We start from the raw sequence: 22,142 nt of genomic DNA, 5'->3' as shown, positions 1-22,142 counted from the left end.
TTTATAAGCGGGAAACCCGCCCGATGATAGCGAGTTTAGAGAAAAGGCAGGACCTTTCATTCATGTTTGCAGTAATTGAAACAGGCGGCAAGCAGTACAAGGTACAGAATGACGATGTCATTTATATCGAGAAGCTTGCGGCTGAAGAAAATTCCTCCGTCGATTTCAAAGTGGTTGCACTTGACGGCGACGACGGACTCAAGGTGGGTGCTCCTTATGTTGAGGGAGCTACCGTAACCGGTACGGTTCTTAAAAACGGTAAGGGAAAGAAAATCACGGTCTTTACTTACAAGGCGAAAAAAAGCGAGAAGCGTAAGATGGGTCACAGACAGCCCTATACCAAAGTACAGATTACCGCAATTAACGCATAATTGTCATGATTTGTGCAGAATTTTTCACCCGGCCTGACGGCGCTCTTCTGGGATTTTCCCTGAGCGGTCACAACGGGACGGCGGGCAGGGACATCGTCTGTGCGGCGGTTTCCTCCGCGGCATATATGGCTGCCAACACCATTACGGAAGTTGTCAGAGCAAATGCCCAGGTTACTGTTGAAGACGGTTATATGCTCGTCAGAATTTCATCAAATGAGGCGAAAGACTGCCGCGACATTCTCGCGGGTTTCAAACTCCATATGCTGGAGCTTGAAGAACAGTATCCTCAAAATATTCATGTAAGCTATACGGAGGTGTAAGGAAATGCTAAAGATAAATATTCAGTTATTTGCGCATAAAAAAGGAATGGGTTCCACCAAGAACGGCCGTGATTCAGAATCCAAGCGTCTTGGTGTGAAGCGTGCGGACGGCCAGTTTGTACTTGCCGGAAACATCCTTGTCAAACAGCGCGGAACCCATATTCATCCGGGTGAGAACGTCGGCATCGGCTCCGACGATTCCCTCTTTGCCCTGGTTGACGGCCGCGTAAGGTTTGAGCGTCTTGGCCGTGACCGCAAAAAGGTCAGCGTTTACGCGGTGGAGCAATAAGCCTTTTCAGGTGAATGAAAATCCCGGGCCGTTTTCGCCCGGGATTTTTTGGCTTTTCCAAACAAAACATGATATACTAATCGAAGGCAATATTTCACAGAAATGGCGGTAAGGCTCAGATGTTTATAGACAGTGCGAAAATTACGATCAAAGCGGGAAACGGCGGCAACGGCAAGGTTTCGTTTCACCGCGAAAAATATGTGGCGTCCGGCGGCCCGGACGGCGGCGACGGCGGCCGGGGCGGAAATATCGTCTTTCAGGTGGACGACAACCTTTCCACGCTGGCGGATTTCCGTTATAAAAGAAAATACGTTGCTCCGAACGGTGAAGACGGCAGGGGAAAACGCTGCTTTGGAAAAAAAGCGGACGACCTGATAATCAGGGTCCCACGGGGAACCCTGTTAAAGGACGCCGCGACCGGCAGGCTGATCGCTGACCTGTCCGCCGACGAGCCGCAGACGATTGCGAAAGGCGGCCGGGGCGGCTGGGGCAACACCCATTTCGCGACCGCGACGCGCCAGACTCCGCGCTTTGCGAAAGCGGGGATGCCGGGCGAGTCCGTGGAGCTTTTGATGGAGCTAAAGCTTCTGGCGGATGTCGGGCTGGTCGGCTATCCGAATGTGGGAAAATCGACTCTTGTCTCCGTTGTCAGCGAGGCGAAACCTACCATCGCCAATTATCATTTTACGACGATTACCCCCGTGCTCGGCGTTGTCCGCATGGGCGAGGGCAAATCGTTCGTCATTGCCGATATTCCCGGGCTGATCGAGGGCGCGGGGGAAGGCGCGGGGCTGGGGCACCAGTTCCTGCGGCATGTGGAGCGCTGCAGGATGCTCGTACACATTGTCGACGTCGCCGGCAGCGAAGGCCGGGACCCGAAGCGGGACTTTCAGACCATCAACGCGGAGCTGAAAAAATTCAATCCCGATTTAGCCGAAAGGCCGATGATCGTCGCCGGGAACAAATGCGACCTCGCGACGGACGGGCAGATCGAGGATTTCAAAAATTATGCGGAAAAGCTGGGCTATGAGTTTTTCCCGATCATGGCGGCGATCCGCTATCAGGTCGACCCGCTGCTCAATAAAATTTCAGAGATGCTCGGCAAACTGCCGCCGGTCAGGCAGTTCGAGCCGGAACCCGCCCCGCTTGTTTCTGTGGAGGAAATCGGACATAATGACGTGAAGGTGACCAACCAGGACGGCGTGTTTGTGGTGGAGGGCGAGTGGCTGGTACCCGTCATCAATTCGGTTAATTTTGACGATTATGAATCGCTTCAGTATTTTCAGCGCGTGCTCATCCATTCCGGCGTCATCGACGCGCTGCATGAGGCGGGTGTTCAGGAAGGCGACACCGTCAGTATCTACGATATTGAATTTGATTTTATGGAGTAATGTTTTCCAATCTATCAATGACGAGGAGCGCTTTGCTTGGAACGATTATTTCCCGCGGACTGTAATCCGAAGCTGTTGAGCCCGTTGACGCTCGCTTTCGTAGGCGACGGCGTCTTTGAGCTTTTTGTACGCGAACGCCTTGTGTGCCAGGGGAACTGTCCGGTCAAATCCCTTCATAAAAAGTCGGTGGAACAGGTCTGCTGCGGCGCGCAGGCAAAGGCTTCCCAGAAGCTTCTTCCCCTTTTGACGGGGGAGGAGCTGGAGGTCTTCAAACGCGGCCGCAACGCGCACACGAACCATGTCCCTAAAAATGCGGCGATTGAGGACTATCACGCCGCAACCGCTTTTGAAGCCCTGTTCGGCTATCTTTACCTTTCCGGCAACATTGACCGCCTGCGTGAGATTTTTAAGATTGTCTGTGACGATTTAATTTGATTTGGGAGATGCTGTTATGCTTTCCGAAACTCCGAAGGAAAAAGCAACAGAGATGTTAAAGGATGTCCTTTTTTTCGTCGTCGGCAGCCTGATTTACGCGGTCTCCGTCAATGTGTTTACCGCCCCGAACCAGATTGCGCCGGGCGGCGTTACCGGTATCAGCACGATGGTTAACTATCTGTTCAGCTGGCCGATCGGTATGACCGGCCTGCTCCTGAATATTCCTATTTTTATCTGGGCGATTATGGAAATCGGGTACAAGCTCGTCGGCAAAACGATTGTGGCGACGGTATTCGTGTCGGTCGCCATCGACCTGGTCGGGAGAATCGTACCCGCTTACACCGGCGAAAAGATGCTGGCTGCCATTTTTGGCGGAATCATAGAAGGAATCGGGCTTTCCCTCGTATTCATGCGCGGGGGAACCACGGGCGGCACCGACCTTGTGGCCCGTCTGCTCGGCAGAAGGCTGCGCAATCTGTCCATGGGGAAGCTGATGCTCTGTGTGGATATGACAATTGTCGTCGCCTCAGCCTTTGTGTACGGCAATATTGAGAGCGCGCTTTACGCCACGATCACCATTTTTGTTTCCACCCGCCTGATCGACGCGCTCCTTTACGGCACCGACATCGGAACCGGGAAGCTGTTGTTTATCATGTCTGTGAAAAACGACGAAATTGCGCAGGATATTTTGACCGATATGGACCGCGGGGTCACCGTGCTGAAATCGCGCGGCGCGTACAGCGGACGCGAGGGGGAAGTTCTGCTGTGCGCCGTCCGCCGTTACGAGGTCGTCAAGGTGAAGGACATTGTCCGTTCGCACGACCACGACGCCTTTATGATTATCGGCGACGCGGGAGAAATCTCCGGCGAGGGCTTCCGGGAGGCCAAACCGGAAGATAAAACGCTGAAAGAACTGATTGCGCACGTTAACGCAAAGAAGAATGAAAAATGAAGAACAGGCGGTCTTGTATTTCCATACAGAATCGCCTGTTCTCGCATTGGTGAATCAATCTTTGGCTTGCCGCTTTTCCGTTATTTGCAGTTATCGGAAGATTTGTTTGTAGCCTGTGTTGCATTGTTGGAAGTTTTGTTGTTGTAATGATTGTTGTTGCTGGTGTTCGTGCTGTTGTTTGACGCACGGTTCGTACTGTTGGAAGCACGGTTTGTGCTTTCATTTGTACTGTTGTTGGAAGCGCGGTTCGTTTTTGAAGTCTGATTATCCAAAATTTTCACCCCCTTCATCCCTATTATTAGTATCTTTACGCGAATTATACAGACCAATTCAGGAGTTGACGCATTTGATCGAGCTGCCGCAGAGCTTTCAAAATAAAATGGAAACCATGCTGGGCGGGGAATATCCGGCGTTTTCAGATTGTTATCGGAAACCGTATTACCGCGGTATCCGACTGAATACGCTGAAATGTGATGAAAAAACGCTCAAAGCCTCTCTGCCGTTTTCTTTGGAGCGGACGCCCTTTTCGCCGGTTTCCTATTACATTCCGCAGGATGCGCGAAAAATCGGTTCCCTGCCCATGCACCATGCGGGCGCGTTTTACTCGCAGGAACCGTCCGCGGCCAGCGCGGTTACCGCGCTGAACCCCGCGCCCGGGGATCGGGTGCTGGATCTGTGTGCCGCTCCCGGCGGAAAATCGACGCAGATCGCGGCCCTTTTACAGGGAAGCGGGCTGCTCTGGTCCAATGAAATCGTCAGGAGCAGGGCCAACGCGCTGCTTTCCAATCTGGAACGGACGGGCGTCAGGAACGCCGTGGTTTCTTCCTGCCATCCGGAGGCGCTCTGCGGCGGGCTTGCCGGATATTTCGACAAGGTGCTGGTGGACGCTCCCTGCTCGGGGGAGGGGATGTTCCGGCGCGACGAACAGGCACTGCAGGACTGGAGCCAGGAACACGTGGAAGCCTGCGCCGTCCGCCAGCTCGCCATTCTGCGCAGCGCCGCCCGCGCTTTAAAGGAAAACGGCGTGCTGGTCTATTCCACCTGTACGTTTTCCCCGGAAGAGAACGAAGGAGTCGTTTCCGCGTTTTTGAAGGAAAGAGGCGATTTTGCCCTGATCGATTGCGGGGAACCGTTCGGCCGTCCCGCTTTTCTCCCTCAGGCTCGCCGTGTTTTCCCCTTGGACGGGGGCGAGGGGCATTTCGTCGCCGTTATGCGCCGGATTTCCGGCAACAGCGCGTATCCGGCTTCCTATTCGCCAAAGAAGCCGCCCATGATGGAGATGGCGGAGGATTTATACGGACAGATTTTTAAAATGGAGCTGTCCTCCCCGGTGGAGCGGGTGGGCGAATCCTTCCTGATCCTTCCGCGGGAGCTTCCCCATTTGAAAGGACTTGGGGTGATCCGCGCGGGCGTACTGCTTGGGGAAGCAAAGAAAAACCGTATGGAACCGGCTCACGCGCTGTTCATGGCCGCAAAGCCGCAGGAGCTCCATTCGGTCGTCGACCTGCCTCACGATTCGGAGCAGATCGCCGCTTTTTTGCGTGGGGAAGAAACGGAGGCGGACCCGCGCTGTCACGGCTTTACCGGCGTTGCGGTTGACGGCGTTCTTACGGGCTTCGGAAAATGCTCCGGCGGCCGCCTGAAAAACCGGTATCCCAAAGGGCTGCGCAATCATTGATGCTTTCTTCCTGAAGCACATTTTTCAAAGCACTTTAAGACACTAAAGCTTGAAATTGCCCGAAAAGGATGCTATAATAAGCGGTAATTAAGTTGAAAGAGGGCATTTAAAATGCAGGAAATCAGAGTGGAACTGACTGAACATCCAAAATCGAAGCCAACCGATTCAAATAAACTCGGATTCGGTACGATCTTTACAGATCATATGTTCCTTATGAACTATGATGAGGGAGAGGGCTGGCACGACGCCAGGATTGTCCCGTTTGGACCGATTGAGCTATCGCCGGCGGCGATGTGCCTGCATTACGGCCAGTCTGTTTTTGAGGGAATGAAAGCTTACCGTGCGGTCGACGGCAGAGTCCTGCTTTTCAGACCGGACAAAAATATGGCCCGTCTCAATTCTTCCAATGACCGGCTTTGCATTCCGCTGATCGATGAAGCCTTCGGCCAGAAAGCGATCGAGAAGCTGGTGTCCATTGAAAAGGACTGGATTCCGTCCGCGGAGGGAACCTCCCTTTATATCCGTCCGTTCATTATCGGAATCGATCCCCATATCGGAGTGCATCCGGCACAGCACCTGCTCTTCCTCATTCTTTGCTCGCCCGTCGGGGCCTATTATCCGGAAGGATTGGATCCGGTGAAGATCTACGTGGAAACCAACTATGTGCGTGCCGTCAAGGGCGGGATGGGCTATACCAAAACAGCCGGCAACTACGCGGCTTCCTTAAAAGCCCAGGATGAAGCGGAAAAACAGAATTACACCCAGGTTCTCTGGCTGGACGGCGTGGAACGCAAATACATTGAAGAAGTCGGCACCATGAATGTATTTTTTGCCATTGGGGATGAAATCGTAACCCCCGAGCTGCAGGGCTCCATTCTTCCGGGAATCACCCGTATGTCCTCCATTGAACTGCTCAAATCATGGGGCATGAAGGTCGTCGAGCGCAGATTGTCCATCGATGAGCTTGCGAAGGCCGCGGAAAACGGTCAGCTGAAGGAAGCGTTCGGTACCGGTACCGCCGCCGTCATTTCCCCGATCGGCCATCTGAAATGGGGGGACGATGTGATGAACATCAACAACGGAGAAATCGGGCCGATTTCCCAGCGCCTTTACGATACCCTGACGGGAATTCAATGGGGAAAGATCAAGGACGAATTCGGCTGGACTGTTGAAGTAAAATAATTTCAGGTGTCAAAAAGCTTTTCAGGCGGCGTTGGTTGCGCCGCCTTTTTCTTTTCAGGAGGATTTATGCGCGAGCTTTCTTTTTCAGTGCCGCAGGAATACGATGGAATCAGGCTGAAAAGCTTTCTGCGTTCGTACTGCGGAATCTCCGCCCGGCTGATGATCCGGCTCAAACGCGAGCCCATGGGCATTGCGAAAAACGGTTTGCACGCCATTGTGACGGAAACGCTGGAAGCGGGGGATACGGTATGTATCCGGATTCCGGACGACACAAAGCTGCACGAACCGCTCAGCGTCCCCCTTGCGGTCGTCTATGAGGACGGCGATCTTCTGATTGTCGACAAGCCTTCCGGTATGCCGATGTATCCCGCGCCTGGCCACGACTGCGACAGCCTTGCAAACGCCGCCGCGGCGTATTCCCTTTCCAAAGGGGAGCGGTTTTCCTTCCGTCCCGTATACCGGTTGGATAAAGATACAACCGGGCTGGTCGTTCTGGCAAAAAACACTTACTGCGCGGCGCGGCTCGCGGCAAAAATTGAAAAGGAATATGTTGCCGTGTGTGAGGGAACTCTTATGGGCGAGGGAACGATCGATCAACCGATCGGGCTGAAAGAGGGCCACAGCATTCAGCGCGAGGTCACGGAAAAAGGGGAGAAGGCGGTCACGCATTGGAGGGCGCTGAGAAACGGCGGCGGGCACACCCTGGTTTCCTTCCGGCTGAGGACGGGCAGAACCCATCAGATTCGCGTGCATATGGCGCATATCGGTCATCCTCTCGCGGGGGACGATTTTTACGGCGGCAGCCTGCGGTTCCTTTCAAGGCAGGCACTCCATTGCATGAATATTCATTTTATTCATCCGGTCACCCAGAAGGAAGCAGACCTTTCCTGCGCGCTTCCCAGCGATATGCAATCGCTGCTTGCCGGATGCGGTATGGAAGAATACACAAAAACAGAGTAAAAATACAGCGCAAATGCATACAAATCCATTAAAATGAATTTTTATTTATATTATACTTGATTTTTGCATATTTATGCGCTATAATACAAACGATCCTGAACAAACAAATCAATTTCATTTTACGGAGGGTTAACAAGATGAAAAAGTTTTCTAAAATAGCGGCGCTTTTACTCGTTGCCGCCATGATGCTTTCTTCGGCGGGCTGTGCCCAATCGGGAACCACGGCGTCCGCGGCGGGCAGCCAGGCCGCCGCTTCTGCCGGCGGGCAGACCAGCGTGGATAAGGTTAAGGCGGACGGATTTGTCACCATGTCCACCAACGCGGAATTTGAGCCGTTCGAGTACAAGGACGGGGACAAGATCGTTGGCATCGACGTTGATATTTCCAATAAAATCGCGGAGAAGCTCGGCGTTCAGCTGAAAGTCAACGACATTGCTTTCGACACTCTCACCACGGAACTTGCTTCCGGAAAGACCAATTTCGTAGCCGCCGGTATGACCGCAAATGAGGACAGAAAGAAAAACGTTGATTTTTCCGACACCTATTTCGACGCTTCCCAGGCGATCATCGTATTAAAGGACAGCGCGATCAAATCCCGTACGGACCTGAACGGCAAGAAGGTCGGTGTGCAGCAGGGGACCACCGGAGATACCTATTGCACCAATGAGGACGGAAAAAACGACATCAAGGTTGGATCCACCGAGCGCTATGCCAAGGGCGTGGACGCCGTCACCGATCTGATTAACGGCAAAATCGACGCGGTCGTCATCGACGATTTCCCAGCCAAAAAATTTGTGGATAAAAATTCCGATAAACTGGTTAAGCTGGATGAGGCGCTGACCACCGAGCAGTATGCCATCGCGGTGCCGAAGGGCGATAAAGAAATGCTGGATACCGTTAACAGCGTTCTGAGCGAATTAAAATCGAGCGGTGAGCTTGACAAGATGATTGAGAAGTACAAAGAGGCTCTGGGCGCCTGATTTTCCCACTTATCAACAGAATGCAGGGCGGGCGGAAAAATCTGCTCCCCCTGCTTTTCTCAGTTTAAAAACGGGGGTAAGTTATGGATACACTGACGGCGGCTCTGCCGCTCTCTTATTTTTCGGAATTTCCACAGAAATTCTATGATGCGTTTATTCTGAAAAACAGATATACAAACATAGTGTTCGGTTTGGGAAATACCCTTATGATTACCTTTTTTGCGGTGATCATCGGGGTGATTCTGGGGACCATCATCGCGCTTGTCAAGGTGACGCACAGTAATGACAAATCGAAGCTGAAATTCCTCAACGCGGTGTGCAGCGTATATCTGACGGTGATACGCGGTACGCCGGTCGTTGTCCAGCTGATGATTATGTGGTACATCGTCTTTCAGCCGCCCGTGAATCTGGACCGGGTCGTCGCGGCGATCTTTGCGTTCGGCATCAATTCCGGCGCCTACGTTGCGGAAGTTATCCGGAGCGGGATCCAGTCCGTGGACAAAGGACAGGTCGAGGCCGGGCGTTCCCTTGGACTGAGCCAGCGCGACACCATGGTGAAGATCGTATTTCCTCAGGCTCTGAAAAACGTCCTGCCGGCAATCGGCAATGAATTTATCGCTCTTTTGAAAGAAACCTCCGTCGCGGGCTACATCGCGATACAGGACCTGACCAAGGGCGGCGACATCATCAGAAGCATCACCTATGATCCGTACACCTCCCTTCTGGCTGTTGCGGGAATTTATCTGCTGATCGTCATGGGCCTGACCGCCCTGCTCGGCAAGTTGGAAAGGAGGCTGCACAGAAGTGATAACCGTTAAGAATCTGCACAAAACGTTCCAGACCCTGAACGGCGGTCTGGATGTTCTGAAGGGCATTGATCAAAAGATTGAAAAAGGCGAGAAGGTCGTCATTGTCGGTCCTTCCGGTTCCGGAAAAAGCACGTTCCTGCGCTGCCTGAATCTGCTTGAGCAGCCGACCGGCGGCGAGGTCTGGTTTGAGGGCGTTCAGATCAATGTGCCGGAGTGCGATATCAACCAGCTCCGCCAGAAGATGGGGATGGTGTTCCAGCACTTCAATTTATTTCCGCATCTGACGGTGCTCCAGAATATTACGCTTGCGCCGATCACGCTCAAGCTGAAAACACAGGAGCAGGCGGAGCAGCAGGCGAAGCAGCTGCTGGAGCGGATCGGGCTGGCGGACAAGGCGGAAGCGTACCCGCTTCAGCTGTCCGGCGGACAGAAGCAGCGGATCGCGATCGTGCGCGCGCTTGCCATGAACCCGGACGTCATGCTTTTTGACGAACCCACCAGTGCGCTCGACCCCGAAATGGTCGGGGAAGTCTTACAGGTGATGAAAGAGCTTGCCGCCGAAGGGATGACCATGGTCGTGGTGACGCATGAAATGGGCTTTGCCCGCGAGGTTGCCAACCGGGTACTCTTTATGGACGACGGTCAGGTTCTGGAAGAAGCCGCCCCGGACCAATTTTTCGACCATCCGCAGAATCCGCGCCTGCAGGACTTTTTATCTAAAGTTCTTTAAAAAACAATACGAATATGATAAAATAAGAGCGTGGCACAGACCGCGTTCTTATTTTTGTAAAGGTGGTTCTTGAAAGATGCCGGCTGCGATCACGCATTATCTTCACGCGCAAAGGGTTCTGGAACAGCTGCAGCAGACACAGGCGAACGGTGAACGGAATCTGGACGCGTTCCTTTGGGGAGCACAGGGTCCGGACTTTTTGTACTGCCACCGCTGTCTGCCGTGGCAGAGGGGAGAAAGCCTGAAGGGCTGCGCCGGAAAGCTTCATCGGGAGAATCCTTCCAAAACACTGGCGCTGATGCGGGAATATTATCTGCGGCAGCCGGATAAGGAAATGGCTTTATCGTATATCGACGGCTTCCTTTGCCATTACTCCTTGGACCGGATTTGCCATCCCTTTATTCAGTCCGGGGCAAAGGCGCTTCTTGAGCGGGAGCCGATGCAGGATGAGAAAATCCTCCACAACCAGATAGAATCCGCGCTCGACGTGATTCTGCTCCGGTATGAAAGAGCGGCGCTGCCGACGGAGTTTGACCTGAAACGGACGGTTCCGAAAAATGACAGCGTCCAGCTGCACATTGCGGATTTGTACGCTTTTTTGCTTCACGGGCTATTCGGGGTTGAGGACGCGGGCGTCCCGATGTATCAGGCGACCAACGACTGCCGCACGGTGTTCGGCCTTTTAAACGACCGCACCACTCTGAAGCAGGCATGGATAGAGCGGAGGGAAAGAAAAGGGAAGCGGACCGTTTCCTGCCATTTCCGCGGGCTCAGCGAAGGCGACGGGTGTGATTATGCCAATATCCTGCACAATGAATGGAGCTGGCCTGCGGACAGTGAAACCGTCCGTACGGAAAGCTTTCCGGAGCTTTATGAGCAGTCCGTCGGGGACAGTCTCCACCTGATCGGCGGTTTTCTGGAAACGGATGATTTTGAAAAATTGACGGACAACATTTTCTTTATATGAAGGAGATTTATAATGGAAAGAATCGCAAGTTTTTGTGTCGACCATACCAGGCTGATGCCCGGTATTTACACTTCCCGTATCGACGGCGATATCGTAACCTATGATATCAGGATGAGAAGGCCGAATATTCCGCCGTTTCTCCCGAATGCCGCCATGCACACCATCGAGCATCTGTTTGCGACCTTTGTGCGCAACAGCAGGCATAAGGACCATATTATTTATTTTGGCCCGATGGGCTGCCGGACCGGTTTTTATTTTTTGACCAGAAACCTGAGCCACGCCGACGCTGTTCAGCTGATCACCGAGGCCTTTGCCTTTATCGCTGATTTTGAAGGGGCTATTCCGGGGGCCGCGGCGGTGGAGTGCGGAAATTATCTGGAGCACGACCTTGAAGGAGCGAAGAAAGAGGCAAAAGCGTTCCTTCCGGTGATCATGGGGTGGACCGAGGAGAAGCTCCGTTATTTAAGCTGAATTTCAATTGCCAAATTGTTGCATATTTGTTAATTTGATTCCAACGGGTTGCAAAATAGGCAAATTTGTTATATGATTAAAAACGTATTACAAACTTGTAACAATTTATCAACCCGAAAGGATTTTGTTTCATGCAGCTCTCGAGGCTAAAGAAAACAAAAAGCGCATACAAAGATTCCGGTTATAAGAGATTGAATCAAACAGCGGATGATTTATATATTGTAGGTATCCAGACAGTCAGAATCCTGAAAAGAGTCGGACGCAGACTTTCCCGGTTTTTCAGACCGTTTACGAATTTATGCAAATCGATCTGCGCCGCCACAGTCGGCAAACGGATTGCCCGTCTGAAAGAAGAGTTTCAGTCCATCCGGGAAGGATTTTCCATTGCCCGCGGCAGGATCGCGCAGGCGAGAAAACTGGGCTACGGACGTGTTTTAAAAGAGTATCTTACCGTTACGGGAAAAAGCTTTGTCCGTCACCGGGGCTTTGTGTTTTCGATTTTGAACATGGTTGTTCCCATAGGAGCCATTTTCCTTTTGGGGGCTACCGTGCGTTTCTGGAACGGACTGAATTATGGACTGATTCTTGCCTATGACGGGAAGGAAGTCGCTACCATTCAGGATGAAAAGACCTTTGAAGAGGCGAGCGAAATGGTGAGCCAGCGCATGGTTCACGACACTGCCGACAGTGATATCAATATCAATGTCACCCCCACGTTCCGGCTCGAAGTAGTGGATGCAAGCAGCTTGTTGGAGGTCAATTCGGTCTGCGACAAGATTATCCAGCAGTCAAACGGAATCATTGAGGAAGCGAGCGGCCTTTATGTAAACGGCGAGCTGCTCGGCGCGGTGAAAAGCAGCGCGGATCTGCGCTATATGCTGCAGAATCTTCTGAACAAGGAAAAGGGCGGGGACACGAGCGCTTCGGTGGACTTTGCGCAGGATGTGGAAACCATCAACGGACTGTTTCCGACCACGACCATTATGGCTACCGAGTCAATGGATAAACTGATCAACGGCACTTCTCAGGCGGCGGTAACCTATACCGTAAAGGAAGGAGATACGGTTACTTCCATTGCCAGGGCAAACCATACGAGCATTTCGGAGCTGAACAAAATCAACAACAATCAGCTGGGGGACAACCTGATGCCGGGGGATTTGATCAACCTGCAGATTGCGGTCCCGATGCTGGATGTTCAGCTGACTAAAAATGTGACGTATGAGGTTCCTCTTTCGTACAAGACGGTAACGATCAAAGACGATTCCCAGTATACCGATTATTCCAAGGTGAAGACCGAGGGCGTAAGCGGAACACAGAAATGTGTTGACAAGGTGTATTATGTAAACGGCGTTGAGCAAAAGCGCGACGTCATCAGCAGAGCCGTTGTAGTGCCGTCTACCGATAAGGTGGTCATCACGGGAACCAAAAAACGGCCGAAATACAGCGGCTCCGGCGTCAGCAGCGGAAGCCTGATGTGGCCGGTTCCGTCCCTTCACACCATTACCACTTATTTCACATGGCGCTGGGGCAGCTTCCATACCGGTATCGATATCTCCGGCGGCAGCGCTTACGGGAAAACGATTGTTGCGGCCGACGGCGGCACCGTTGTATCGGCGGGGTGGAGCAACGGCTACGGCTACTGTGTAAAAATCAGCCACGGCGGCGGTCTGCAGACGCTTTACGGCCATGCAAGCAAAATCCTGGTTTCGGCGGGCCAGAGGGTCTCCAAGGGGCAGGCGATCGCCCTTGTCGGAAGCACCGGAAACTCCACGGGTCCGCACTGTCATTTTGAAGTGATTAAAAACGGTACCAAGGTGAATCCGCTGAGTTATGTCAGCAGGTAACGTTTGGGCAAAATATGGAAAGCGTTCTGTTTCCCAGAACGGGGAAACGAACGCTTTTTAGTAATAATTACAAAAACATACTATTTGTTTTGTTGGTTATTGACTTTTCCATCATTGTGTATTATGATCATTAACAGTGCAACGAAATCAATAACTGGCTATTTTTTCCTGCTTTTTTCGTATATTTTACTTGATTACTTTCAAAATATTTACAACAATATATTCATTGAAAACGCTTAATATTTTGCGTAAAAATGTAATAATAGTATTGTTTAACTTTAGATTGGAGCGTGCCGCATTGGACAAGTACGTTATTAAAGGTGGCAATCGCCTGACCGGTGAAGTCAGCATCAGCGGTGCAAAGAATGCCGCGATCGCAATTATCCCCGCAGCGATTTTGGCAGATGATGTGTGCCGTATCGAAAATATTCCGAATATTACAGACGTTGCTTCCATTACAAGGATCCTGTATGATATGGGGGCTAAAATTCGCAATATCGATAAATCGACGATTGAAATTGATCCAAGACCGATTCATACCCACGTGGCGTCCTACGAGCTTGCGCGCCATATACGTGGGTCTTATTACCTTTTAGGCGCTTTGCTTGGCCGCTTTAACCACGCGGTGGTTACCATGCCGGGCGGATGCGACTTCGGGGTCCGCCCGATTGACCAGCACCTGAAGGGCTTTGCGGCCCTCGGCGCGGCCTATAAGCTGGAAGGCGGCATGGTGGACGTCTATACGCAGGCTTTAACAGGAGCCAATATTTATCTTGACGTTGTGTCTGTCGGCGCAACCGTAAATATTATGTTGGCTGCTGTAAAGGCAAAAGGGATGACAGTCATTGAAAATGCTGCAAAGGAACCCCATATTGTCGACCTTGCCAACTTTTTGAATTCCATGGGAGCGGATATCAGGGGCGCCGGCACCGACGTGATCAAAATATACGGTGTGACCCATCTGGCCGGAACGACCTATTCCATTATTCCCGACCAGATTGAAGCGGGTACCTATATGGTCGCCGCTGCGGCGACCTGCGGGGACGTCCTTGTCAAAAACGTAATTCCCAAGCACTTGGAATCCATTTCCGCCAAGCTGGAGGAAATGGGCGTTCAGGTGGAGGAATTCGACGACGCGGTCCGTGTCAGCCGGACGGGAAAACTGAACAAATGCAATATCAAGACAATGCCCCATCCGGGTTTCCCGACGGATATGCAGCCGCAGATCGCGGTGCTTCTTTCCATGGCGAACGGGACGAGCATCATTAACGAGAGTGTCTGGGACAATCGCTTCCGCTATGTGGAAGAGCTCAGAAGAATGGGCGCGCAGATTTCCGTTGACGGCAAGCTTGCTGTTGTGGAAGGCGTCGATCATCTGAATGCGGCACCTGTAAAGGCAACCGACTTGCGTGCCGGTGCGGCGATGATGATTGCGGCGCTTGCGGCGTCGGGCACTACTCAGATTGAGGACATCAATCATATTGAGCGCGGATATGAAAATGTAGAGCAGAAGCTTTTGAATTTAGGGGCGGATATTCAGCGGGTTCATGTTCCTGAGCCGGCAGTGGCGCAGGCGATCTGAATATTTTTGAACGATTTGAAAGGGATTGACACCGGTCTTTCCCTTTTCTTTAATTTGGGGGGTCGTCCATGGCGAGAATTTGTCCGCTTTTCAGCGGAAGCAGCGGAAACAGTTATTACATAGGTTCTTCCTGCGCGGGGATTCTGATCGACGCGGGCAGAACGGCAAAGCAGCTCAACAATATGCTGGAAACCTGCGGGATAGGCATCGAGTCGGTGAAAGCGATCTTTGTCACGCATGAACATATCGACCATATCCGGGGCCTGCGCGTCCTGGCTTCCCGGAAGCATATTCCGGTTTACGCCTCTTCCGGCACTTTAAACGCGCTGGAAAAGATGGGGTGCGCCAACGGGACTTTTCAGGCGGATGTGATCGGTGAAAAGGGAATGGAATGCGCCGGTATGTTTATCAGGCCCTTCCGTACCTCCCACGACTGTGCGGAAAGCGTCGGATACCGCGTGCAGACCCACGACGGGCGAAGTGTCGGCTTTTCCACCGACCTCGGCTTTTTATCCGACACGGTGCGCGATCAGCTGACCGGCGCGGATCTGGTGGTGCTGGAATCAAACCATGATGTCGGAATGCTGCAAAACGGGCCTTATCCGTACCCGCTGAAACGGAGGATTTTGTCCGACACGGGCCACCTTTCCAATCAGGCCTGCGCGGATGAACTTACGGATCTGGCGCAAAAGGGAACAACGCGGTTTATCCTGGCGCACCTGAGCGCTGAAAACAACACGCCGGAGCTTGCGTTTCAAACGGCCCTGTGCTCTCTTTCCGTGGCCGGGCTGAAAGAGGGAGTCGACTTTCAGCTTTCCGTTGCGCCGAGAGAAAACAATACGGGAAAAGGAATCATTTTTTAGGTGGAATTTATGCTTACGGTTCGTCTTATCTGTGTCGGAAAACTGAAGGAAGCCTATTGGAGGGACGCCTGCGCGGAGTACGAAAAAAGGCTGCGCGCGTTCTGCGGTTTTTCCATCGTTGAGCTTCCCGAGTGCAGGCTGCCGGACGATCCGTCGGACGCTCAGATCAGGTCCGCCCTGAAAACAGAGGGGGACGCCATTCTTTCCGCCGCGGGGAAATCCGCCTTGTTTGCGCTTTGCATTGAGGGAAAAACGCTTTCCTCCGGGCAGCTTTCCGATCAGATCAATACGCTGGCCGTAAGCGGAACCAGCACGGTCAGCTTCGTCATCGGAAGCTCGTTCGGGCTCAGCGAGGCGGTAAAACAAAGGGCCGGTTTCCGCCTTTCCATGTCGCCGATGACTTTTCCTCATCAGCTGGCCCGTGTGATGCTCTGCGAGCAGATATACCGCGCCTTTCAGATCATCCATCACGGCAAATACCACAAATAATCGCTTTTGAACAGTGCGGTCTGCACAGTATGGGCACATAAAAACCGCCGTCCGGAAAATTTTCGGACGGCGGTTTTTATGTTGGTATGTCTAAATCCGGCTATTAAACCGTGCCCTGCGCGAGCATGGCGTCCGCTACCTTGACGAAGCCCGCAATATTGGCGCCCGTTACATAATTCTTCGGGCAGCCGTATCTTTCCGCGGCGTCGGAGGCGTTTGTGAAAATGTCTTCCATAATGCTCTTCAGCTTTCCATCGACTTCCTCAAAGCTCCAGGAAAGGCGCATGCTGTTCTGGCTCATTTCCAGTGCGGAGGTTGCGACGCCGCCGGCGTTGGACGCCTTGCCGGGGGCGAACAGAACGCCGTTTGCCTGGAAGTATTCCGTGGCTTCAATGCTGGTCGGCATATTGGCGCCTTCCGCCACGGCGAATACGCCGTTTTTCACGAGCTCTTTCGCGTCGTCGAGAAGCAGCTCGTTCTGGGTGGCGCAGGGAAGTGCGATGTCGCATGGAGTACTCCAAACGCCTTTGCCTTCCTGGTATACGGAATTCGGGCGATATGCCCGGTACTCGGACAGGCGTCCGCGCTTGATTTCCTTGATTTCCTTGATCGCCTTGAGGTCGATTCCCTCGGCGTCGTAGATCCAGCCGGTGGAATCGCTCATGGTCACGACCTTGCCGCCGAGCTCCTGTGCCTTCTGGCAGGCATAAATGGCGACGTTGCCAGAGCCGGAAATATCGATGATTTTTCCTTCGATGGATTTGCCATTTTTACGGAGCATTGCGTCGGTGAAGTAAAGCAGGCCGAAACCGGTCGCTTCCGTGCGGACGAGGGAGCCGCCGAAGGTCAGCCCCTTGCCTGTCAGAATTCCGGAGTATTCGTTCCGGAGGCGCTTGTACTGGCCGAACAGGTAGCCGATTTCGCGGCCGCCTACGCCGATGTCACCGGCGGGAACGTCTGTGTCCGGTCCGATGTGGCGGCAGAGCTCCGTCATAAAGCTCTGGCAGAAAGCCATGACCTCGCGGTCGGATTTGCCTTTCGGGTCAAAGTCGGAACCGCCCTTGCCTCCGCCGATCGGCAGGCCGGTCAGGGAATTCTTGAAGATCTGTTCAAATCCAAGAAATTTCAAGATACCGATGTTTACGGACGGATGGAAGCGAAGGCCGCCCTTGTACGGTCCGATCGCGTTGTTGAACTGAACGCGGTAGCCGCGGTTTACCCGTACGCTGCCCGCGTCGTCCACCCAGGCTACGCGGAACTTCACCTGTCTGTCCGGCTCGGTCAGCCTTTCCAGAATACCGGCTTTCTGATACTGGGGATTTTGCTCAATAACCGGAGCCAGGGACGTTAAAACTTCGGTTACCGCCTGAATAAATTCGGGCTGGCTGGGATTTTGCTGGATTATGTTTGCGAGCTGCTCTTTCACATAAGACATGGGGATATCCTCCTATATAAAATTGAGAACGGTATTATCCGACTTAACAATCCTTCTCAATTCAACAGTTTAGCACAGCAAAAGCCCGGATACAATCATTACAATTAAAATTTATAAAAAAAATCTTTGCTTTTTGCAGGACAAACGCATCGATTCTGCAAAAAGACGGAAAATAAAGGGGAACGATCGAAAATTTGTGCATTAAAATGAAATGTTCCTTTCAATTCGAAAAAGATTGACACTGCATACAGAATATAATAAAATATACTTATTATTGAAATGATGTAGACAAGGAGGTTCTGTAAGGGAGCACCCTTGTTATTTTTATTTTCAGGGAGGTATCGATTTGAGTAAATATACGAAAGACGACATCATCAGGATGATCGATGAAAATAATGTGCGGTTTATCCGCATGCAGTTTACAGATATTCTGGGTACCTTGAAAAATGTGGCCATTACGACCAGTCAGATCGAAAAGGCGCTTGACAATCAGTGCATGTTCGACGGCTCGTCCATCGAAGGGTTCGTCAGGATTGAGGAGTCCGACATGTACCTCAGGCCGGACCTGGATTCCTTTACCATCCTTCCGTGGCACACGCAGCACGGCCGTGTCGCCCGGCTGATCTGCGATATCTACAAGCCGAACGGAGATCCGTTTGAGGGCGACCCCCGCTATGTCCTGAAAAGGACGCTGAAGGAAGCGGCGGAGATGGGATACGCGTTCAACGTAGGCCCCGAATGTGAATTTTTCCTTTTCAACACGGACGAATTCGGGCATCCCACGACCGTTACGCACGATACCGCCGGCTATTTTGATCTGGGGCCGTCCGACCTGGGCGAAAGCGCGCGCCGCGATATCTGCCTGAATCTTGAAGAGATGGGGTTTGAAATCGAAGCGTCGCACCATGAAGTCGCCTTTGCGCAGCACGAGATCGATTTTAAATACAGCGAGGCGCTTTCCGCGGCGGATAATATTCTGACATTTAAGATGGTCGTGAAGTCCTGCGCGGATTCTCACGGGCTTTGCGCCACCTTTATGCCCAAGCCGGTTTACGGGCGCTGCGGCTCCGGAATGCACACCAACATGTCCCTGTTCAAAGACGGAAAGAATGCCTTTTACGATCCGGACAGCGAGACCGGATTGAGCCATATTGCATATAATTTCATTGCAGGAATTTTAAAGCATATCAAAGGGATGTGCGCCATTACCAATCCGCTGGTCAATTCCTACAAAAGACTGGTCCCGGGCTTTGAGGCGCCCTGCAATATTGCCTGGACCTTAAGCAACCGCAGCGCGCTGATCCGTGTGCCCGCCTCCAGAGGGGAGGGCACACGGGTGGAGCTGCGCAACCCCGATCCCGCCTGCAACCCTTACCTGGAGTTCGCGGTGCTGCTCGCGGCGGGGCTGGACGGAATCAAAAACGACCTGATGCCGCCTGACGCGGTTGCTGCGAACATTTATGATTTTGATATCGGGGAAAGAGCGGCTGCGGGGATAGAGGCGCTGCCGACCGACCTCAGCATCGCCGTTTCGGAAATGAAGGCGGACCCTTTTATCGAAAAAGTCCTGGGCGGCCATGTGTTTAACAAGTACACCGAGGCGAAGGAAAGAGAGTGGCACGATTTTTCCACTACGGTTACGGAGTGGGAACTGGATCAGTATCTGAATAAATTCTGATGAGGCAGCCAAAAACACCGCATTCCTTTCTACGGAGTTGTGAAAGATGAGCAGTATTCTTGTAGCGAATTCAAACGCGGACTACGCTAAAAAAATAGCGGCCGTCCTCCGTACCGGCGGTTTGAATGTCAGCGGTGTGTGTACAACCGGCGCACAGGTAATCGATTTTGCGAACAGGCATTATCACGGAGGCGTGGTGGTCTGCAGTGTAAAGCTGATGGATATGCCGGCGCTGAACCTTCCGGGAACGGCCGGTTCCAATTACGATTTTCTGTTTATCGTAAAGTCCCGGCAGATGGATATTTCCGAATCGCTTTCCTGTGCCAGCCTGATCATGCCGATCAATCGGATGGACCTGATTTCTTCCGTGAATATGCTGCTGAATATTTCCGATTACAGCAGCCTTACCATTCAAAAGAAGATCGCCGGTGGGAGCTTTGATGAAAAACAGGTGATTGAACAGGCAAAAAACATTTTAATGGAACGCAATCATTTTACCGAACCGCAGGCCCACCGCTTTATTCAAAAGAAAAGTATGGATTCCGGTAAAAAAATGATAGAAACCGCAATGATTATTCTGAATTTATAGGAGGTGGATTTTGTTGAAATTCACAAAGATGCAGGGTATCGGCAACGACTATATCTATCTCAACTGTTTTGAGGAAAAAGTCCAAAATCCATCCGGGCTTTCCGTGAAGCTCAGTGACAGACATTTCGGCGTCGGTTCGGACGGAATCATTCTGATAGAGCCGTCTGACAAAGCCGACTGCCGTATGGATATTTACAACGCGGACGGGTCGCAGGCTATGATGTGCGGCAACGGGATCCGCTGTGTGGGCAAATACGTGTACGAACGCGGAATTGTAAAAAAAGACGTTCTGAAGGTCGACACCATGAGCGGCGTAAAAACGCTTTATCTGGACGTCGAGAACGGGAAAGTCGTTTCCGTTACCGTGGATATGGGCTGCCCGGACTTTCGGACCGAAAAGATCCCGGCGGCGTACCCGAAGGACCGGATGATCGACGAGCCCGTCGTGTTCGGCGGAACGGAATACAGGGTGACCTGCGTTTCCATGGGAAATCCGCACTGCGTGCTGTTTGTCGATGACGTAACCAAGGCGGAGATTGAAAAAATCGGTCCGATGCTGGAGTGCGACAAAATTTTTCCGCACAGGGCAAACATTGAGTTTGTCCAGGTGCTGAGTCCGGAAGAAGTGAACATGCGCGTGTGGGAACGCGGCTCCGGGGAAACCTGGGCGTGCGGAACCGGGGCGTGCGCCGCGGCGGTCGCCTGTGCGGCGAACCGGAAAACAGGCCGCAGTATAACCGTCCGTCTCAGGGGCGGTGATTTGCATATCCAATGGGAAGAAAAGACGGATAGGGTATTGATGCGCGGTCCGGCGGAATTCGTCTTTGACGGGACGATAGAGATTTAGCTTCTGTCTGCCGGAAATCATGAAGGAAGGGAATGTAGTATTTTGTTAAAAGTGAACGAAAACTTTGTAAAGCTGCCCGCAAGCTACCTCTTTGTGGATATTGCGAAAAAGGTAAACGAATTTTCCGGACAACATCCGGAAACGGAGATCATCCGCCTGGGAATCGGGGATGTTACCCGCCCGCTGCCGAAAGCGGTGGTAAAGGCCATGCAGGCCGCCGCGGAAGAGATGGGTCAAGCGGAAACCTTCCGCGGCTACGGCCCGGAAGCCGGTTATGAATTTCTTCGTACCGCGATCGCGGAAAACGATTTTATAAAGCGCGGGGTACAGATTGATATCGATGAGATTTTTGTCAGCGACGGCGCGAAAAGCGATACCGGCAGCATCGGCGATATCTTCGGCGTGGATAACGTGGTTGCGGTGTGCGACCCGGTTTACCCGGTTTACGTCGACACCAATGTGATGGCCGGAAGAGCCGGGGAGTACGGCGAGGGCAGGGGATGGAGCAGGATCGTTTACATGCCCTGCCGGAAGGAGAACGGCTTTCTGCCCGAGCTGCCCAAAGAGCGCGCCGATATGATCTATCTCTGCTTTCCCAACAATCCCTCCGGTGTGGGAATCAGCCGCGGGGAGCTGAAAAAGTGGGTGGATTACGCGCTTGCGAATCAGTCTGTTATCCTCTACGACGCCGCGTACGAAGCGTTTATCACGGAAGAGGACATGCCGCACAGCATTTATGAAATAGAGGGCGCGAAAAAATGCGCGATCGAGTTCAGAAGCTTTTCAAAGACCGCCGGCTTTACCGGAACGCGCTGCGCGTACACTGTGATTCCGAAGGAGCTGGTATTTGGCGGAGTCTCTCTGAACAAGCTGTGGGACCGGCGCCAGTCTACAAAGATGAACGGTGTTTCCTATGTCGTCCAGCGCGGCGCAGAGGCGGTTTTTTCCGAGGAAGGGCGGCGTGAGGTCAGGGAAAATATCGCTTACTATCTCAAGAATGCCAAAATCATTGTGGACGGCCTGCAAAAGGCGGGATTTGAAGTCTACGGCGGCGTGAACTCGCCCTATGTCTGGCTGAAAACGCCCGACGGACTTACTTCCTGGGAGTTTTTCGATCTTCTGCTTGAAAAAACCGGCGTGGTCGGTACTCCGGGTTCCGGCTTCGGCGTGGGCGGCGAAGGTTATTTCCGCCTGACTTCCTTTAACACGAAGGAAAATACGGAAAAAGCGGTGGAAAGAATCATCCGCTCCTTCAAAGCGTAACGAGCCGATTTGCTGTC

The 22,142-nt window shown here is 52.5% G+C and carries 24 protein-coding genes; 22 read left to right on the top strand and 2 right to left on the bottom strand.

The annotated features are described in order from the left end of the window. Nucleotides 1–62 precede the first annotated feature (62 nt). From rplU to ACQGQ5_RS08850, 6 genes are all read left to right on the top strand, one after another. Nucleotides 63–371 carry a 50S ribosomal protein L21 gene (gene rplU, locus ACQGQ5_RS08875; protein WP_038323986.1) on the top strand — a complete coding sequence of 103 codons (309 nt, stop codon included), beginning with the start codon at nt 63–65 and terminating at the stop codon, nt 369–371. A 5-nt stretch (nt 372–376) separates the two neighbouring features. Then, nucleotides 377–691 (top strand): ribosomal-processing cysteine protease Prp, encoded by a 315-nt coding sequence (locus ACQGQ5_RS08870; RefSeq protein WP_455736164.1) that lies wholly within the window; start codon nt 377–379, stop codon nt 689–691. A gap of 4 nt (nt 692–695) precedes the next feature. Then, nucleotides 696–980, top strand: coding sequence for a 50S ribosomal protein L27 (rpmA, locus tag ACQGQ5_RS08865; protein WP_455736163.1), 285 nt, complete (start codon nt 696–698; stop codon nt 978–980). 119 nt (nt 981–1,099) lie between these two features. Continuing rightward, a complete protein-coding gene (gene obgE / locus ACQGQ5_RS08860) occupies nt 1,100–2,371 on the top strand; it encodes a GTPase ObgE (RefSeq protein ID WP_455736162.1) in 1,272 nt (423 codons plus the stop codon). Nucleotides 2,372–2,407: 36 nt separating this feature from the next. Further along, nucleotides 2,408–2,806: a Mini-ribonuclease 3 gene (locus ACQGQ5_RS08855; RefSeq protein WP_455736161.1), complete on the top strand. Its 399-nt coding sequence runs from the start codon at nt 2,408–2,410 to the stop codon at nt 2,804–2,806. Nucleotides 2,807–2,822: 16 nt separating this feature from the next. Beyond that, nucleotides 2,823–3,758: a YitT family protein gene (locus ACQGQ5_RS08850; RefSeq protein WP_455736160.1), complete on the top strand. Its 936-nt coding sequence runs from the start codon at nt 2,823–2,825 to the stop codon at nt 3,756–3,758. Nucleotides 3,759–3,838: 80 nt separating this feature from the next. On the opposite strand, the gene ACQGQ5_RS08845 is transcribed toward ACQGQ5_RS08850, so the two are convergent. Continuing rightward, nucleotides 3,839–4,030 (bottom strand): hypothetical protein, encoded by a 192-nt coding sequence (locus ACQGQ5_RS08845; protein WP_455736159.1) that lies wholly within the window; start codon nt 4,028–4,030, stop codon nt 3,839–3,841. Between the two features lie 74 nt (nt 4,031–4,104). Here ACQGQ5_RS08845 and ACQGQ5_RS08840 point away from each other — a divergent pair, with 74 nt between their 5' ends. The 12 genes from ACQGQ5_RS08840 to rlmH all read left to right on the top strand — a co-directional run bounded on the left by ACQGQ5_RS08840 (nt 4,105) and on the right by rlmH (nt 16,313). Then, the gene (locus tag ACQGQ5_RS08840) at nt 4,105–5,436 is read left to right on the top strand and encodes an RsmB/NOP family class I SAM-dependent RNA methyltransferase (RefSeq protein ID WP_455736158.1); all 1,332 of its coding nucleotides are present in this window, start codon (nt 4,105–4,107) and stop codon (nt 5,434–5,436) included. A 111-nt stretch (nt 5,437–5,547) separates the two neighbouring features. Beyond that, a complete protein-coding gene (locus ACQGQ5_RS08835) occupies nt 5,548–6,618 on the top strand; it encodes a branched-chain amino acid aminotransferase (RefSeq protein WP_455736157.1) in 1,071 nt (356 codons plus the stop codon). Nucleotides 6,619–6,684: 66 nt separating this feature from the next. Beyond that, the gene (locus ACQGQ5_RS08830) at nt 6,685–7,578 is read left to right on the top strand and encodes an RluA family pseudouridine synthase (RefSeq protein WP_455736156.1); all 894 of its coding nucleotides are present in this window, start codon (nt 6,685–6,687) and stop codon (nt 7,576–7,578) included. A 137-nt stretch (nt 7,579–7,715) separates the two neighbouring features. Then, nucleotides 7,716–8,558, top strand: coding sequence for a transporter substrate-binding domain-containing protein (locus tag ACQGQ5_RS08825; RefSeq protein WP_455736155.1), 843 nt, complete (start codon nt 7,716–7,718; stop codon nt 8,556–8,558). Between the two features lie 83 nt (nt 8,559–8,641). After that, nucleotides 8,642–9,376, top strand: coding sequence for an amino acid ABC transporter permease (locus tag ACQGQ5_RS08820; RefSeq protein WP_455736154.1), 735 nt, complete (start codon nt 8,642–8,644; stop codon nt 9,374–9,376). Further along, nucleotides 9,363–10,097 (top strand): amino acid ABC transporter ATP-binding protein, encoded by a 735-nt coding sequence (locus ACQGQ5_RS08815; protein ID WP_455736153.1) that lies wholly within the window; start codon nt 9,363–9,365, stop codon nt 10,095–10,097. Before ACQGQ5_RS08820 ends, ACQGQ5_RS08815 begins: the two co-directional genes overlap by 14 nt. A gap of 76 nt (nt 10,098–10,173) precedes the next feature. Further along, complete coding sequence (locus tag ACQGQ5_RS08810) at nt 10,174–11,064, top strand: zinc dependent phospholipase C family protein (protein ID WP_455736152.1); 891 nt, start codon at nt 10,174–10,176, stop codon at nt 11,062–11,064. Nucleotides 11,065–11,076: 12 nt separating this feature from the next. Beyond that, nucleotides 11,077–11,535 (top strand): S-ribosylhomocysteine lyase, encoded by a 459-nt coding sequence (locus tag ACQGQ5_RS08805; RefSeq protein ID WP_455736151.1) that lies wholly within the window; start codon nt 11,077–11,079, stop codon nt 11,533–11,535. Between the two features lie 191 nt (nt 11,536–11,726). Beyond that, complete coding sequence (locus tag ACQGQ5_RS08800) at nt 11,727–13,379, top strand: peptidoglycan DD-metalloendopeptidase family protein (protein WP_455736150.1); 1,653 nt, start codon at nt 11,727–11,729, stop codon at nt 13,377–13,379. A 298-nt stretch (nt 13,380–13,677) separates the two neighbouring features. Continuing rightward, nucleotides 13,678–14,961, top strand: a complete 1,284-nt coding sequence (locus ACQGQ5_RS08795) for a UDP-N-acetylglucosamine 1-carboxyvinyltransferase (protein WP_455736149.1) — start codon at nt 13,678–13,680, stop codon at nt 14,959–14,961. A gap of 68 nt (nt 14,962–15,029) precedes the next feature. Further along, a complete protein-coding gene (locus tag ACQGQ5_RS08790) occupies nt 15,030–15,824 on the top strand; it encodes an MBL fold metallo-hydrolase (RefSeq protein ID WP_455736148.1) in 795 nt (264 codons plus the stop codon). 9 nt (nt 15,825–15,833) lie between these two features. Next, nucleotides 15,834–16,313 (top strand): 23S rRNA (pseudouridine(1915)-N(3))-methyltransferase RlmH, encoded by a 480-nt coding sequence (rlmH, locus tag ACQGQ5_RS08785; protein WP_455736147.1) that lies wholly within the window; start codon nt 15,834–15,836, stop codon nt 16,311–16,313. Nucleotides 16,314–16,416: 103 nt separating this feature from the next. On the opposite strand, the gene gdhA is transcribed toward rlmH, so the two are convergent. Further along, the gene (gene gdhA / locus ACQGQ5_RS08780) at nt 16,417–17,748 is read right to left on the bottom strand and encodes an NADP-specific glutamate dehydrogenase (protein ID WP_455736146.1); all 1,332 of its coding nucleotides are present in this window, start codon (nt 17,746–17,748) and stop codon (nt 16,417–16,419) included. A gap of 346 nt (nt 17,749–18,094) precedes the next feature. On the opposite strand from gdhA, the gene glnA reads away from it, so the two are divergent. The 4 genes from glnA to ACQGQ5_RS08760 are packed head-to-tail and all read left to right on the top strand — an operon-like array spanning nt 18,095 to nt 22,125. Further along, nucleotides 18,095–19,426: a type I glutamate--ammonia ligase gene (glnA, locus tag ACQGQ5_RS08775; RefSeq protein ID WP_455736145.1), complete on the top strand. Its 1,332-nt coding sequence runs from the start codon at nt 18,095–18,097 to the stop codon at nt 19,424–19,426. Between the two features lie 46 nt (nt 19,427–19,472). After that, complete coding sequence (locus ACQGQ5_RS08770; RefSeq protein ID WP_455736144.1) at nt 19,473–20,015, top strand: ANTAR domain-containing response regulator; 543 nt, start codon at nt 19,473–19,475, stop codon at nt 20,013–20,015. Nucleotides 20,016–20,028: 13 nt separating this feature from the next. Next, the gene (gene dapF / locus ACQGQ5_RS08765; protein WP_455736305.1) at nt 20,029–20,862 is read left to right on the top strand and encodes a diaminopimelate epimerase; all 834 of its coding nucleotides are present in this window, start codon (nt 20,029–20,031) and stop codon (nt 20,860–20,862) included. 42 nt (nt 20,863–20,904) lie between these two features. Continuing rightward, complete coding sequence (locus ACQGQ5_RS08760) at nt 20,905–22,125, top strand: LL-diaminopimelate aminotransferase (RefSeq protein WP_455736143.1); 1,221 nt, start codon at nt 20,905–20,907, stop codon at nt 22,123–22,125. Nucleotides 22,126–22,142: the final 17 nt, after the last annotated feature.

It is taken from the genome of Caproiciproducens sp. (assembly GCF_053840905.1).
This window is presented reverse-complemented; position numbering and strand designations above follow the sequence as displayed.

Excerpts from the sequence above, each read along its gene's own strand:
- ACQGQ5_RS08820 (WP_455736154.1), top strand. The coding sequence starts at position 8,642 with ATGGATACACTGACGGCGGCTCTGCCGCTCTCTTATTTTTCGGAATTT.
- ACQGQ5_RS08870 (WP_455736164.1), top strand. The coding sequence starts at position 377 with ATGATTTGTGCAGAATTTTTCACCCGGCCTGACGGCGCTCTTCTGGGA.
- ACQGQ5_RS08830 (WP_455736156.1), top strand. The coding sequence starts at position 6,685 with ATGCGCGAGCTTTCTTTTTCAGTGCCGCAGGAATACGATGGAATCAGG.
- ACQGQ5_RS08825 (WP_455736155.1), top strand. The coding sequence starts at position 7,716 with ATGAAAAAGTTTTCTAAAATAGCGGCGCTTTTACTCGTTGCCGCCATG.
- ACQGQ5_RS08810 (WP_455736152.1), top strand. The coding sequence starts at position 10,174 with ATGCCGGCTGCGATCACGCATTATCTTCACGCGCAAAGGGTTCTGGAA.
- ACQGQ5_RS08770 (WP_455736144.1), top strand. The coding sequence starts at position 19,473 with ATGAGCAGTATTCTTGTAGCGAATTCAAACGCGGACTACGCTAAAAAA.
- ACQGQ5_RS08835 (WP_455736157.1), top strand. The coding sequence starts at position 5,548 with ATGCAGGAAATCAGAGTGGAACTGACTGAACATCCAAAATCGAAGCCA.
- ACQGQ5_RS08850 (WP_455736160.1), top strand. The coding sequence starts at position 2,823 with ATGCTTTCCGAAACTCCGAAGGAAAAAGCAACAGAGATGTTAAAGGAT.
- ACQGQ5_RS08790 (WP_455736148.1), top strand. The coding sequence starts at position 15,030 with ATGGCGAGAATTTGTCCGCTTTTCAGCGGAAGCAGCGGAAACAGTTAT.
- rlmH (WP_455736147.1), top strand. The coding sequence starts at position 15,834 with ATGCTTACGGTTCGTCTTATCTGTGTCGGAAAACTGAAGGAAGCCTAT.
- ACQGQ5_RS08805 (WP_455736151.1), top strand. The coding sequence starts at position 11,077 with ATGGAAAGAATCGCAAGTTTTTGTGTCGACCATACCAGGCTGATGCCC.
- rplU (WP_038323986.1), top strand. The coding sequence starts at position 63 with ATGTTTGCAGTAATTGAAACAGGCGGCAAGCAGTACAAGGTACAGAAT.
- rpmA (WP_455736163.1), top strand. The coding sequence starts at position 696 with ATGCTAAAGATAAATATTCAGTTATTTGCGCATAAAAAAGGAATGGGT.
- obgE (WP_455736162.1), top strand. The coding sequence starts at position 1,100 with ATGTTTATAGACAGTGCGAAAATTACGATCAAAGCGGGAAACGGCGGC.
- gdhA (WP_455736146.1), bottom strand. The coding sequence starts at position 17,748 with ATGTCTTATGTGAAAGAGCAGCTCGCAAACATAATCCAGCAAAATCCC.